We start from the raw sequence: 15,152 nt of genomic DNA, 5'->3' as shown, positions 1-15,152 counted from the left end.
TGGCACCCCGAAGAAGATATTTATTGGGGTAGTGAGAAAGAATGGTTGGATGCAACTAAGAATCGCTATGACTCGGACAAAGAGCGAGAGTCACTCGAAAATCCGCTAGCCGCTGTGCAAATGGGTCTTATCTATGTCAACCCAGAGGGCGTTGACGGTCAACCCGATCCTTTGCGTACTGCGAAAGATGTGCGTGAAACGTTCAAACGCATGGCAATGAATGATGAGGAAACGGTCGCATTGACAGCCGGTGGTCATACGGTTGGTAAATGTCATGGTAACGGAAAGGAAGAGAACTTAGGTCCAGAACCAGAAGCCGCCGACGTAGAAGAGCAAGGCCTGGGCTGGCGCAATAGCGGTGGCAAGGGCATGGGTCGTGACACGATGTCGAGCGGTATCGAAGGCGCTTGGACAACAAATCCGACTCAGTGGGATAACGGCTATTTTTACTTGTTATTCAACTATGATTGGGAATTGAAGAAAAGCCCAGCAGGTGCTTGGCAATGGGAACCTATCGACATCAAAGAGGAAGACAAGCCTGTTGATGTAGAAGACCCATCGATTCGCCATAACCCAATTATGACGGACGCCGATATGGCGATGATTAAAGATCCAGAATATCGCAAGATTTCTGAGAAGTTTTACAATAACCCTGACTATTTTGCGGAAGTGTTTGCGCGTGCTTGGTTTAAGTTGACGCACCGCGACCTAGGTCCAAAAGATCGGTATCTTGGTGCCGATGTACCTGAAGAGGATTTGATCTGGCAAGATCCGATTCCGAAGGTGGATTACAGCCTGTCTGATAGCGAAGTGGCTGAGCTCAAGAAAAAGTTACTTGATAGCGGTTTAACCGACTACGAGTTGCTTTCTACGGCGTGGGATAGTGCACGTACATTCCGTGGCTCAGACTATCGTGGTGGTGCTAATGGCGCCCGCATTCGTCTTGCGCCACAAAAGGATTGGCACGGTAATGAGCCCGAGAAACTACAGCGTGTGCTATCGACGTTAGAGCGCGTCCGTAGTGAACTCGACAAACCTGTAAGTATTGCTGACCTGATTGTATTGGGCGGTACGGCCGCAGTCGAGAAAGCGGTGCACAAAGCAGGATACCATTTCACTGTGCCGTTCACACCAGGCCGTGGTGACGCGACCGATGAGTGGACTGATGCTGAGAGCTTTGAACCTCTCGAGCCGTTACATGACGGTTACCGTAATTACCTGAAGAAAGACTACCAAGTTCCAGCAGAAGAGTTGATGCTTGATCGTACTCAATTGATGGGATTGACGGCACCTGAGATGACAGTGCTAGTTGGCGGTCTACGTGTACTCGGTGCGAACTATGGTGAATCCAAACATGGCGTTTTCACTGACCGTGTGGGTACATTGACCAATGACTTCTTTGTCAACTTGACTGACATGGAAAATGTGTGGAAGAAAGCGGGTGACCATTATGAAATCCGTGATCGTGCGACCGATACGGTCAAGTGGACAGCGAATCGTATCGACTTGGTGTTTGGCTCGAACTCAATTTTGCGTGCTTATTCTGAGCTGTACGCGCAAGATGACAACCAAGAGAAGTTCGTAAAAGACTTTATCAATGCGTGGGTCAAAGTCATGGACGCAGACCGTTTTGATGTGAAAGCAGCCTAGTCTGCGTTAAAAGTCGATATCTTAAAAAGCTCGTGTGTTAAGCACGAGCTTTTTTTATGCGCTCAAATACTGTGAACCGAATCGCGTTCAATTACGCGAGGCTCAAACACGGTCTGGATATTATCGAGTTTTTGCTGATAAATATGTTTAAGTACCCAGCGCGCCGCCATGACACCCATGCCGCCAATGGGATAATCAATGGTAGTCAATTTAGGGTACATGTAATGTGAAAAATTTACATTATCAAACCCGACAATTGATAAATCCTCGGGCAGTCGCAGGCCCTGTTCGCGTGCCGTTGTGACAGCGCCTGCCGCCATTTCGTCGTTCGCACAAACGATAGCGGTGATGTCAGCATCAGCATGTAGTAGTGCAGCAACGCCTTTAACGCCACCGAGTTCATGAAAGTCGCCCTCGTAAAATAAGCTACTTTTGGATTCGATACCGTACTCGGCGAGGGCGCGCAGATGACCAAGATAGCGCTGCTCCGCATCGTTTTTCCACATAGGACCCGATATGTAACCAATTTTACGGTGCCCGTTGCGAAGCAAATGCTGAGTGGCGAGGTAGCCGCCGTGCTGATTGTTCAAAGTGACACAGCGATCGGACATGCTTTCGACAAATCGGTTGAGAATTACAAATGGCGTGCCGCCCTCATTGAGCTGGCGTAAGTAATCATCTGAGACCGCTTCAACGTGTAAAATAAGTGCGTCGCAATTGCGACTTTTTAGAAAGGCAATACTTTCTTTTTCCAACCGTTCATCGCTGTGACCCGCAGCGATAATGACATGCTTTCCTGCACGTCTGAAAGCAGCCTCAATATCACTCAATAAGGTTCCAAAAAATGGACCGTTGAGTTCGGAAACGACAATGCCGATTGAGTTGGAACGGCTCGATGCCAGAGACTGTGCAATAGAATTAGGGTGATAACCCAGTTTATCCATTGCATCGAGAACTTTCACTCGAGTTGCCTGGCGTACGGGCGCGTTATTGTTAATAACACGAGACACGGTCGCTAAGGAAACGCCCGCGAGTTTCGAAACTTCGTAAATGGTCGCCATGTTAAGAGTATTGCTCCAACGCTTCTGATATTTGCTGAACACGCTTTTGTTTTAAGGTGTAGCGAAGCATAACTGCTGCAACGAGCAGGGATGCAAGTGCCGGCAGCACGGTAAACGCTAACTGAATGCCGTGTTGCGCCTCAATATTTTGCATTTGATTGGGGGTGTAGCCGTAAAATGCCAACCACCAACCGCTAATCGCCCCCCCTAACGCGAGGCCAAACTTGATAAAAAATACCACCGATGAATACACCAGACCCGTCGCACGCACGCCTGTTTTCCAGTAGCCATAATCTGCTACGTCGGCGATCTTAGCCCACAGCATCGGTGTACCCATCTGTAAGAAAAGGCCCCACAAGAAGTACATAACAAATGCCGCCGTGAGTTGTTCGGGCGCTACCCAATAGGCTGCCACGCAGACGATAGCGGCTAGAATCTGAATTCCAATATATGCATTGACTTTATCCATGTATCGACATACATATTGGGCGAGCGCACAACCGATAATATTTCCTACCATACCGGTGCTTACGAAGGCGGTCACGAGGTCATCGCGTAATAGATAATACTTTACGTAGTACACGGCTAGCGTGTTTTTTAATGCGATTCCCGTCAGTACCAGTGCAGCAGCGATTGAAAGTCTCCGCCATTGTTCATTCTGCCACAATGTTTTCAGTGCTTTACGCAATGCTAGTTGCTGTTGCTTAGGCGGTTTAACTCGCTCTTTAGTTCCGCAGAAACAGAGTACAAACAGTAACATCCCTAGCAAACTCAGAGCGGCGATTGTCAATTGATACCCGGCTACCTGACTCCCGTTACCCAACCAATTGACGAGTGGCAAGGTGCACGTAGTGACCAGCAGTCCACCCAGCATACCAAGCACAAATCGATAAGACTGTACTGAAACACGTTCTGAGGGATCCTCGGTTAGCACGCCACCGAGAGCTGAATAGGGGATGTTAATAGCGGTGTATGCCAACATGAGCAGGGTGTAGGTGATATAAGCGTAAATAAGTTTGCCAGTATCATCGAAGTCAGGCGTGGTAAATGCGAATACACTAAAAACAGCAAAAGGGATGGCCATCCAAATTAAATAGGGTCGGAACTGTCCATGGCGCGAGCGCGTTTTGTCAGTGAGCAAACCCATCAGTGGATCGGTGACCGCATCAATTAACCGCACAACCAAAAACATCGTACCAACGGCCGCAGCAGAGATGCCAAAAATGTCTGTATAAAAAAAAGCCAGAAACAACATGACCGTTTGGAAAATGATGTTACTGGCAGTGTCACCCAAGCCATAGGCTATTTTTTCGGTGCGACTTAGCATATATCCTCCACAGCGTGATGCTGTGATTGTCTAGCTAAGAAGAGTTGCTGTAAAGCTTTTGCGCTATTTTTAAGCGTTCTTTGTTGGGAGGAATAGTCGACATAAACAATTCCGAAGCGTTGTGTGTAGCCTTCTGCCCATTCAAAGTTATCCATTAGACTCCAGGCAAAATAACCCCGAATGTCGACACCTTGTTGGATCGCATCGTGAACAGCGAGTAAGTGGCTCTGGAAATAATCGATGCGCATAGTATCGTCTACTGCGTTATTGTCACAGACGTCAGCCGTTGCGATACCGTTTTCTGTGATGAAAATCGGCGGCAAATTATCGAATTCGCGATCCAGTGTGAGCAAAATCTCAGTCAGTCCCTCAGCGTAGACCTCCCAACCCATGGTGGTAAGCCCTTCACCAGTTGCGGGTACATCACTGAAGCCGTGTTGTTGGTTTGCTTTAAACACGGTGCGGGTGTAATAGTTCACACCCAGAAAATCGAGTGGCTGATTAATAAGTGCCATATCACCCGGTTCAATTTGAGGGCGGTCCTCAATAGCGAGCCGTTCATGTACGCGGGGATAATGACCCGTGAGCATGGGTTGTAAATACCATAAGTTATGATACTGATGAGCAAATTCAGCCGCATCCAAATCCGCTGGGCTGGAAGTCAGCGGGTGGCAAGGGCTAAAGTTTAGCACAACCCCTAACTGAGGCGACGCGCTCTGCGCAAAATGTTGGCGAAGCGTTTTAAGGGCTAGACCGTGCGCCAAAAGCAGGTGGTGTGCGGCTTGACGTCCCTGTTTACGGCGAGAACCTGCATCAGCTTGTGGCCCTGGTGCGTGGATACCCGCCTCATAGCCTAAATATGCACTGCAGAACGGTTCATTTAACGTCGCAATACTGGCTACTTTACCTCCTAGCGCATCGGCAATGACAGCCGCATAATCAGCAAATCGATAGGCTGTCTGGCGGTTTAACCATCCGCCCTGATCTTCCAAATACTGGGGTAGATCCCAATGGTAAAGTGTTACGTGAGACTGAATCCCGCGTTCAGCGAGCGCTTCTACGAGCTTGATATAGAAGTTTAAGCCACTTCGATTGATGTCGCCATTGGCTTTGATTACTCGTCCCCAAGCGATGGAAAAACGGTATGCATCAACACCCAATTCACTAATCAGTTCAACATCCTCTTGCCAACGGTGGATGTGGTCGCAGGCGACATCGCCATTGCTGCCATCCTTGATGGTATCCGGTCGATCACAGAAAGTATCCCAAATACAGGCCTCACGACCCGCACTATCGCCCTCGATCTGAAAGGATGAGGTGGCGACACCAAATGTAAAATTGGCGTGGTTTAAAACGGATTGGCTAGGAAGCGTTATTTTTTTCATAAGAGTTCGCCCGTCGGGCAGGTTTTAATTGCCTTTGAATTAAATTATGCTATACATGAAAGCGCTTACATAATACTAGATGGTCTGATGGCTATCGTCAAAAAATAAAGCAAGAGGGAATTATGACAACTCCACAAACCTCAGCGTTGCATGGGAGTGGACAGCCGACCGATTATCGGTTTGCACTTACCGCACTCACATCACTGTTTTTTATTTGGGGCTTTATTACCTGCCTCAACGATATTCTTATTCCATACCTCCGCCTGTTATTCGATCTGAATTACGCTCAGTCTATGCTTATTCAGTTCTGTTTCTTTGGGGCCTATTTTATTATCTCGGTACCTGCGGGTTTGATGGTCGGTAAAATCGGTTATAAATCGGGAATTATTGTCGGTTTACTGACAGCGGGTGCCGGCTGTGTATTGTTTTATCCAGCAGCACAAATGGAAGTGTACGGGTTATTCCTGGGCGCGTTATTTATCCTAGCGTCGGGCGTGACCATTCTCCAAGTTGCCGCTAATCCTTATGTGACACGCTTAGGGCCGGAAAAAACGTCATCCAGCCGCCTGACAATGACACAGGCGTTTAACTCGCTGGGTACCACCGTTGCGCCGTTTTTTGGAACATGGCTTATTTTTGGCGGTGTTGCTGATCCCGAAGTTTCTGGTGTTTCCAAAGATACCGTTTCACTCCCTTATTTCATTCTTGCTGCGACCCTCGTCATTATGGCGCTGGTATTTGTCCGCTTAAAGCTACCTGCAATGGGTAAAGTCGACCAAGCAGCTCCGTTGCCGACGCAGGGCGGCGCTTGGGGCCAAAAACATCTAGTCTTGGGTGCGCTCGGTATCTTCGTTTATGTCGGTGCTGAAGTCGGTATTGGTAGTTTCCTCGCCATCTACCTGTCACAGGACGACATCGGTGGTATGTCGACTTCACAAGCTTCACACTACATTTCTTGGTATTTCGGTGGCGCTATGGTGGGGCGTTTTATTGGTGCAGCCGTTATGCAACGTTTCGCTGGTAACCGCGTACTGTTATTTAACGCAGCCTGTGCCATCTTACTGATACTGACCACGATCTTCAGTTCAGGCGCATTAGCAATGTGGTCGATTCTATTTGTCGGCTTGTGCAACTCGATAATGTTCCCAACCATTTTTAGTCTGGCACTGCAAGGCTTAAAAGAAAGCACGGGGCAGGGTTCAGGCATTCTTTGTCTAGCGATTGTTGGTGGCGCAGTATTGCCGCTGTGTCAGGGGGCTTTAGCCGATATGATCGGTGTTCAAGCCGCGTTTGTCGTGCCCTTGATGTGCTACGCCTACATCGCCTACTACGGTTTCGCCGGTTACGTACCACGTGCCTTTAAAAAAGCAAAGCAAACAGCTGAGGTTGCAGAATAATGAGACACAAAAAATGGCTATTGGCTGCGCTTCCCGCAGCCATTCTTTCGGCTTGCACAGCAGACACGGCGGCGCCGACTGACGAGAGCTCGGTTTGGCCGGCGTTAGATATCCCCGTTGTTCAACAGCCAGCAATGGAACAACGTATTGATGCATTACTCGCCGAGATGACGCTCGAGCAAAAAGTGGCGCAGATGATCCAGCCTGAAATTCGTGACATCACAGTTGAAGATATGCGCCGATATGGATTCGGTAGTTACTTAAATGGTGGTGGTGCGTTCCCCAATAACGATAAATATGCCACACCGCAGGACTGGATTGCGCTTGCCGAGGCGATGTATCAGGCATCAGTCGACGACAGCGTCGACGGTATTGATATCCCCACTATGTGGGGTACCGATGCGGTGCACGGTCATAACAACGTGTTGGGTGCGACGATATTCCCACACAATATCGGTTTAGGAGCAGCACGCAATCCAGCGCTTATCGAAGCTATCGCGGAAGTGACGGCGACTGAAGTGATGGTCACGGGAATCGACTGGGTGTTTGCCCCGACTGTCGCTGTTGCGCGCGATGTGCGATGGGGACGTACCTATGAGAGTTACTCTGAGGATCCTGCGGTTGTGCGTGATTACTCAGCCTCCATCGTGCGCGGGTTACAAGGTCATGTAGACGGCGACTTTTTGTCCGAAAAAAACGTTATTAGTACGGTAAAACACTTTATTGGCGATGGTGGTACCACTGATGGTATTGACCAAGGTAATACTCAGGTCGACGAGCAGACTCTATTTGATATCCATGCCCAAGGTTATGTGGGGGGTCTCGAGGCGGGTGCTCAAACGGTCATGGCGAGTTTTAACCGTTGGAATGGTGAAAAAATCCATGGTAGTAAATATCTTCTGACGGATGTGCTTAAAGAGAAGATGGGCTTTGACGGATTTGTCGTGGGAGACTGGAACGGTCATGGACAAATTGAGGGTTGCACCAATGATAACTGCCCACAAGCTGCAAATGCCGGACTTGATGTCTATATGGTGCCAACCCAAGCGTGGAAGCCTTTGTACGAAAACCTTATTGCACAGGTAAAAGATGGCACTATTGCAGAATCTCGTATTGATGACGCAGTGCGCCGAATTTTGCGTGTAAAAATGCGTGCTGGACTATTTGATAAGCCGTCACCCGCTAACCGTCCATTGTCGGGTAAAACCGAACTCATTGGTGCTGAAGAACACCGCGCAATTGCTCGTCAAGCCGTGCGAGAGTCTTTGGTGTTACTGAAGAACAACAACAACGTGTTACCGATAAAGCCGAACCAACGTGTGTTGGTTGCTGGACCGGCAGCCGATAACATTGGTCAACAGTCCGGTGGCTGGACGATAAGCTGGCAGGGTACGGGTAATACCAATGAAGACTTCCCAGGTGGCACGTCGATCTACGATGGCATCGCTAATGCTGTAAAACAAGCAGGCGGCGAAACTGAGCTTGCTGTTAATGGTGAGTATCAAGAAAAGCCTGATGTTGCAGTGGTCGTTTATGGTGAAACACCTTACGCCGAAGGTAATGGCGATATTGACAATGTAGATTATCAACGCGGTAATGCGGTTGATCTTGAACTGTTAAAACGACTTAAAGAGAAGGGTATCCCTGTTGTTTCGGTGTTTATCAGTGGTCGACCCATGTATGTGAACCCGGAGCTCAATGCTTCTGATGCCTTTGTAGCCGCGTGGCTGCCGGGTAGCGAGGGCGCAGGCGTCGCGGATGTACTTGTGACAGATGCCGAAGGACAGACACGTTTCCCAATCTCTGGTCAATTGCCTTTTTCTTGGCCGAAGACGCCAACTCAGGGACGCTTAAACGGTGATGAGGCAAATTACGATCCACTGTTTAAACTCGGCTATGGTTTGAGCTTTGATGACAATGTGACCATCGACACATTAAATACGGATTTCGCGGGCAGTGATGTTCCGTTAGAGATGGCTATATTTGATCGCGCGCCACAAGCGCCGTGGCGGTTGATGATAGGCAGTAACGCGAAGCGCACTGAAGTGACAAGCAGCATCCAGTCACTGAACGGCGTAAAAACTGAAACGTTTGATGATCAAGTTCAAGAGGATGCCCGACGCTTTATGTTTGAAGGCGAGGGTGCAAACTACTTTAGTTTTGTAAGTCCTTTCCCACGCGATTTGCGGGCGTATAGTGTCGAGGATGGCGTGCTGAGTGTGACGGTTAAAGCGAGTCCAGATAAGCCGCTGACATTGTCACTGAACTGTGGACCTGATGCCTGTGAGTTTAGTCAGAACATTGAAGCGTATCTAAATGAAGACTCAGCGCAACAATGGACCACGTTAAACTTTTCGGTTCAATGCTTGGAACAAGCGGGCGTAGACACGGCTAGTACGGGTGAAATATTGCGTGTGGGTAGTTCTGCAGATACTAATGTCAGTATTCGCGATGCTCGCCTGCAAGTAACCAAAAACATAAACGCTGAAGCACTATGTTTGTCGAGCGGTAAAAATTAATTCGCTCGTTGAACGCTGATAAGGCAAAAGAAAAAGCCAGCTAATAATTTAGCTGGCCTTTTTAATGGGTGTTGCTTGTTGGTCCAGGGAAGACAACAAGCAACTGAGTTACGCAAGCTTAGAAGGTGTAACGTGCACCGACTGCGTAACGCGGACCGTATTGACGTGCGAATAAAAACTGCTCTTCGTAACGCCCGTAACCTTCTTCGGTTTCGTTGTTGAGGTTAATACCTTCAAAGAATACCGTTAGCTTTTCAGTCACGTCATAGTTAACACTTAAGTCCCATTGTCCATATGACTTAGCGAACTGTGGTGGCGCATCTGAAGAACCTTGTGCTTGACCAACACCAATCAGGTAGCTATCGCGCCAAGCGTATGTAGCGCGGACAGACCAACCATCTTTCTCATAGAATGCTTGAAAGTTGGCTGAGTCACTTAATCCTGTAAGCGGTGCTTGCTGCTCGAGGCTAGTCACATCAAAACGTACATCGCCATCGACGAATGTTGCGTTGGCAGCTAAACCAAAACCCGACCGACCAAAGAGGTGCTGAGCTGCAATTTCAAAGCCGTCTACGCTCTTACTATCGGTGTTGCTCGGACGACTAATGCTCCAAACAATTAAAGGGTCATCTGCATTCGGTTCAATAGCACCATCTGCATTACCGTAGCCGTTGGCTATCATTTGCTCAAAGATTGCCGTACTGGTGGCTTGATCACCGCGTGCCTCAACATCAGCGACAGCCTGCTGATAGCGAGGCCCTTCAAAGATGTCACGCAAACCTTCTACGGTCGTTTCGGTGATGGTGGTTTGAACAAAGTTATCAACATCCTTTTTAAAGTAACCAACCGATGCGTAGCTACCTTCGCCATAATAATATTCGATGGCTAAGTCGAGGTTGGTTGACTCAAATGGCAACAGGTTAGGGTTACCTGAGCTACCTGTGCGTGCGCCAGGTTTTGGACTCGCTGATAAGCTACGACCGCCTGCCAGTGCGCCTAACGGAGCACGAGAGATGGTTTTACCCGTAGAGAAGCGACCAATCAATTGATCGGTGAAGTTAACCTTCAAGTCGAGCATCGGCAAGAACACATCGTGTTCGCCGGTTTGCGTTAAGAAGGTTGCATCACCTTGCTCGTATTGCATGATCCACTCTGAAGCGCTCACCCAATTGACTTGTTGTTCAACACGTTGACGTACAGTACTAGTAACATCCGTGGTCTCGTAGCGAACACCAACATTGAGCTCGGTTAAGAACGAACCGATCATAAACTCCCACTCTGATTGCAGGAAGATAGCGTCGGTTTGTTCGCGCACGTAACTTTGACTATCGATACCATCATAATACGCATCAGCGACGAATTCATCGGCACCCATCAGATCTTCGGTTAGATAAGCGACATGGCGCGCCAGCGCTTCGTTATAATCGTAGGTGTAATAGTAGTTCTGTGCTAAATCAGAACCACCGCCTTCAAATTCGTCTAAAAAGCCACTGGTATCATGGTACTCGAACATGCCGTCAGGGAATATTTCGGCGAAGCTCGGGCTGAAGCCGGGTCCACCGCGTAAACCACTCCACGCTTCGTAACCACCCATATCTTGGTCGGTACGTGAGATACCCGCTTTCACAGAAACCAGAGGGATATCCAGCACAGAGTTATACCAAGTACCTTCAACCTGATACTGTTTTACGTTTGACTCACCTGGGGAGTGAATGAATTGACCAAAGTTAGAGCCAATTTCGTTTGGCGCTAGCACCGAAGTCCCATTGTTCCAAAGTACGCTTGCTTGAGGGATTTCGCCGTTACGATAGTCGTAGATTTTGGTTTGCAGCTGGTCAGAGCCCATAATGATTTGACCATTGGAACCAAGACCTGGATCAGCACCGTTGTCGATGCTGTTGCTTGAGTCATGTGCATCGACCCAAAGCCGGAAGTCGGGGGTAATGTCCCATGTCAGGTTCAAACCGACTGAGTCCGCTTCGATTTCAGTGGTATCCCAGTTTGCAGTAAATGAGGCGTCATTGCCCGCGATATCGGCGTAAACGGCCGTGCCGTTCTCATCTAAGATATACGAGTTGATGTTGCCACCAAATTCGTTCCAAATGCCCCAGCCGAATCCGACACGACCCGAGGTTCGACGTGAACCCGTGTAATCAGCGGTGAACACCATGGTGTCGGTGGGCGCAAATTGAAATGTTACTTGGCCATTGGTGCGTTCGTTTTGAACGTCGGTAAAGCCATAGTTCATATCTTTCGGGAAGAAGTGGTTGCCAATACGTTCACCATCCTCGCCAATCGGGCGGGGGTCAACGTAGTCCCCCTCGTCAAGATCCGGTAAACCTACGTTCGCCTGCCAACCTTGAATATTGGCATACTGTTGACGAAAATCGCGGCGTTGTTGAGATACCGAGACTGACACACCAAACATGTCGTCGGCAAACGTATTACTGTATACCGCAGCCAGTTCTGGCGTCACGCTATCGCCTTTCTCGACTGAACTATCGTGTAGCGCCTTACCCATGACTACGAACTTCTGCCCAGAGTGCTGGAACGGACGCGTGGTGACAATATTCACTGTTGCGCCTAAACCGCCACTCGGCGTGTCTGCTCGAGCTGTTTTATACACTTCCAGAGCTGTTACACCTTCAGAAGAGAGGGCTTCTAGACTATATGAGCGAGTAAAACCTGTGCCTGGCATCTGGCGGTTATTTAACGTAATTAAGTTAAACTCTGGACCAAATCCACGCACTGTAATCTGGCTGCCTTCGCCGTCGTTTCGACTTACCGATACACCGGTAATACGCTGCAGTGATTCTGCCAAATTGGTATCAGGGAATTTACCCATTTCTTCTGCCGAAATGGCATCCACGACACCGCTCGACTGACGTTTAAAGTCAGTTGAGCGTGCTAAACTGCCGCGAATACCACTGACATTAATGACTTCAATGGACTCTTCTTTGGCTTTCTCTTCGTTATCTTGTCCTTGATCTTGTGCGTATACAGGAAACGCGAGACCTGCGGTCAGTACGAGTGACACTGCCGTTGCAACAGGACTTATGCTAAACGTCATTGGTTTTTTCATTGTTCTATCCATTTCTGTTTGTCGTACTGCTTAGAAGTTATCGATGACTAAGTTATCCAATTGATACTCAGCACCGAGCGACTGACCCCAGGTTGGGAAAATCATAATGGTTTTGATATCGCTGATGTCTAAACCGGCGTCAAACAGTGACTGTAGTGTAAAGTTGTATGTTGCCCATTCGCCTGCAACGGGCTCTTCGCCATAGTTGCCACTCGCCAAAGGAACTTCTACGAAAACACTGCTATCGCTTGATTCAACTTTAAACAACCATTGTGCGTCAGCGCCTTCGGGCTGACTTAAAACTCGCATGTCGAAACTGATTGCACCGTTAGCTAGCATGGCCGAAGCATCAAATGAAACGTCTTCTTTAGCTTGGAAGCCGAGCACCGTCTCTGGGTTGCTTTGAATAACAAACTCAGTGACTTGTCCATGGTCATCGCCACTATCAACGACACCAGGCGTTGAGCCGGCACAGCAGTCAAACAGATTCCAGTCCTCATTCAAAGACTCTTCGAATATAGCCAAGCCTTCCTGCCCAGCACTCGGGTTATAAATGCGTGCCTCATCAACACGGTAGACAGCGCCTTCACCAGTACCCCAAGCAGGGTAAATCATGACAACGTCGATTGCCGAGAGGTCAAAGTCTTGATTGGCGATTTCTTGCAAACTAAAGGTATAGGTTTGCCATTCACCGACGACCGGCTCTGCGCCACCACTGCCCGCAGTGAGGTCGAGTTCAAGCGCTGACTCAGCATTATTGGATTCAATTTTGAATTTCCAGACAGCGTCAGGATTGGACGGTGACTCAACGACTTTTAAATCGAACTGAACGACACCTTCGACCATTAGAGCGCTCGCATCAAATTTGATGCCTGAATCTTCGGGGGGCTTAAAGCCCAATACTGCGGGTTCAGCACCGACAGAAAACTCCGCGACATTACCACGTTCTTCATCAGTAACAACAACGGGCGTTGTGCCACCACAACAGTCCCACATCGGCCAGTCAGGATTTTCGCTGTCACCAAATAAAACCAGTTCAGGTGAGGCTGCTTCTGGTGACACGATCTCAGCGTTGGTAACGAGGTATTCGGCGCCATTACCCATATCCCATGTCGGGAAGATCATTAACACATCGATTGCAGTAGGCTCTAAGCCAGCGTCAACCAGTGTTTGGATTGGAAAGGTATAGGTTTGCCATTCGCCTACAGTGGGCGCAACACCTTCTTCACTCGCTGTTAATGGTACCTGCCCTGCGGTTTGAGCGTCGTTACTTTCAACTTTAAATAGCCATTCTGCACTGCCATTGCTTGGTGGGGTGACCACTTTTAAATCGAAAGTGAAGTAACCTGACTCAATAATTTGCGTTGCATCGTAAGGTTGTGGAGAAACGGTTTCGTCTTCGATGAATGCTTCGCGACTGACAAAGCCATTCACGGTAGGTGTTTCGTTAACCACAAACTTATACACATCACCTTTATCTGCATCACTGACTAGTTCAGGTGTTGAACCACCACAGCAATCCCACGCAGGCCAGGCGGGGTTAGGCGTGCCGTCAAAAATGGTGAGTGTGTCGGGGATAGTTGTACTCGGGGGTACTGGAATAGGGGCTTTACCGGTTACAAGAGTTTCTTCGTCTTTATAACCTGCACGAACGGTTTCACAACCTTTGCCCGTATCAGGGTTTTGTGAACACTGGAAAACGCGAACATAATCGATTTCTAACGTTTGACCTTCTGAGAAAGCGCTTTCATCGATACCCAAGTTATTGACGTTTTCAGGCCAATCACCGCCTACTGCAAGGTTCATGATGAGATAAAAGCGCTGGTCGAAAGGCTCAGGACCGTATGCAACTTCAAGCTCACCAGTGCTTTGGTTATAAAATTCGGTATACCAACCTTGGTGGTTTAGACCAATGGCTTCGCCTTTGCTGTTGTAGCGAACGGTGGACTCCATTTGGGTTGCGTAGAGGTAGTCGTCCACGTACCAACGAATTTCACCTTGCTGCCACTCGATAGCATAGGTGTGGAATTCGTCTGCTGGATTGCCCTCTACAGCGTATGACTTGCCCGAAGAATCGTTATCAGGCCATTCGCTACCGTAGTGTAGGGTGCCGTGAATGTTGTTCTCAACATTACCTTCTTCGTCGGTCGTTTTAAGATTAACGGCTTCGACAATATCAATTTCGCCGGATTTCGGCCAAGTACCATAAACTGAATCGGTTGGCATCATCCAAACTGCGGGCCAACTACCTTGTCCTGATGGCATTTTTGCGCGCACTTCGATACGGCCGTACTTAAAGTCACCTTTCATTTTGCTGTTTAAACGTGCTGATGTATAAGGCTTCTCAGCACCTTCTTCAGCCGGAAGGGCAACTATTTTCAAAGTATCATCTGAAACATACGCATTGTCAGGACTGTCGGTGTAGCATTGTTGCTCATTATTGCCGCCACCCTGGCAGTTGACTTCAAAGTTCCATTTACGTTCGTCAATACTGTCACCGTCGAACTCGTCACTCCAAACAAGTTCCCAGTCCTCAACGGGAGCAGTGGTATCAATTTGGGTGTAGTCAGTGTTGGTTTCGACACTGTCGCCACCACACCCTACGAGGCCGAGCGCAACTAGCGCTGCGGCAATAGGGCGTATTTTTGTTGTTATCGGGTTCATAATTGAATTCCTGATTCATCGTTCTTGTTGTACGGCTGCGTTGAAAATGTAAGCGCTTTCACAAACT

At 48.6% G+C, this 15,152-nt stretch carries 8 protein-coding genes; 3 read left to right on the top strand and 5 right to left on the bottom strand.

All coding sequences use genetic code 11. The features are described from left to right. Positions 1 to 1,650 (top strand): catalase/peroxidase HPI (gene katG / locus B2X00_RS00970; protein WP_290485747.1); only part of this gene is annotated, 1,650 nt, incomplete at its 5' end. A gap of 62 nt (positions 1,651 to 1,712) precedes the next feature. Here katG and B2X00_RS00965 read toward each other — a convergent pair. From B2X00_RS00965 to B2X00_RS00955, 3 genes are read right to left on the bottom strand one after another with little or no spacing between them, the layout of a single operon-like run. After that, a complete protein-coding gene (locus tag B2X00_RS00965; protein ID WP_290485746.1) occupies positions 1,713 to 2,711 on the bottom strand; it encodes a LacI family DNA-binding transcriptional regulator in 999 nt (332 codons plus the stop codon). A 1-nt stretch (position 2,712) separates the two neighbouring features. Continuing rightward, complete coding sequence (locus tag B2X00_RS00960; protein ID WP_290485745.1) at positions 2,713 to 4,038, bottom strand: glycoside-pentoside-hexuronide (GPH):cation symporter; 1,326 nt, start codon at positions 4,036 to 4,038, stop codon at positions 2,713 to 2,715. Then, a complete protein-coding gene (locus B2X00_RS00955) occupies positions 4,032 to 5,423 on the bottom strand; it encodes a GH1 family beta-glucosidase (protein ID WP_290485744.1) in 1,392 nt (463 codons plus the stop codon). The genes B2X00_RS00960 and B2X00_RS00955 overlap by 7 nt, the downstream gene beginning before the upstream one ends. A gap of 122 nt (positions 5,424 to 5,545) precedes the next feature. On the opposite strand from B2X00_RS00955, the gene B2X00_RS00950 reads away from it, so the two are divergent. Both B2X00_RS00950 and B2X00_RS00945 read left to right on the top strand, forming a co-directional pair. Further along, complete coding sequence (locus B2X00_RS00950) at positions 5,546 to 6,820, top strand: sugar MFS transporter (protein WP_290485743.1); 1,275 nt, start codon at positions 5,546 to 5,548, stop codon at positions 6,818 to 6,820. Beyond that, entirely contained in the window at positions 6,820 to 9,339 is a 2,520-nt protein-coding gene (locus tag B2X00_RS00945; protein WP_290485742.1) for a glycoside hydrolase family 3 protein, read from the top strand. The genes B2X00_RS00950 and B2X00_RS00945 overlap by 1 nt, the downstream gene beginning before the upstream one ends. A gap of 118 nt (positions 9,340 to 9,457) precedes the next feature. Here B2X00_RS00945 and B2X00_RS00940 read toward each other — a convergent pair whose 3' ends face one another. Together B2X00_RS00940 and B2X00_RS00935 are read right to left on the bottom strand one after the other, a co-directional pair. Next, entirely contained in the window at positions 9,458 to 12,421 is a 2,964-nt protein-coding gene (locus B2X00_RS00940; protein ID WP_290485741.1) for a TonB-dependent receptor, read from the bottom strand. A gap of 30 nt (positions 12,422 to 12,451) precedes the next feature. Then, on the bottom strand, positions 12,452 to 15,085 hold the full coding sequence (locus tag B2X00_RS00935; protein ID WP_290485740.1) for a glycoside hydrolase family 16 protein: 2,634 nt from the start codon (positions 15,083 to 15,085) through the stop codon (positions 12,452 to 12,454). Positions 15,086 to 15,152: the final 67 nt, after the last annotated feature.

It is taken from the genome of Idiomarina sp. UBA3162 (assembly GCF_002364475.1).
Taxonomy (GTDB): domain Bacteria; phylum Pseudomonadota; class Gammaproteobacteria; order Enterobacterales; family Alteromonadaceae; genus Idiomarina.
The sequence above is the reverse complement of the archived record's forward strand: the minus strand, read 5'-3'. Positions and strand labels throughout refer to the sequence as shown.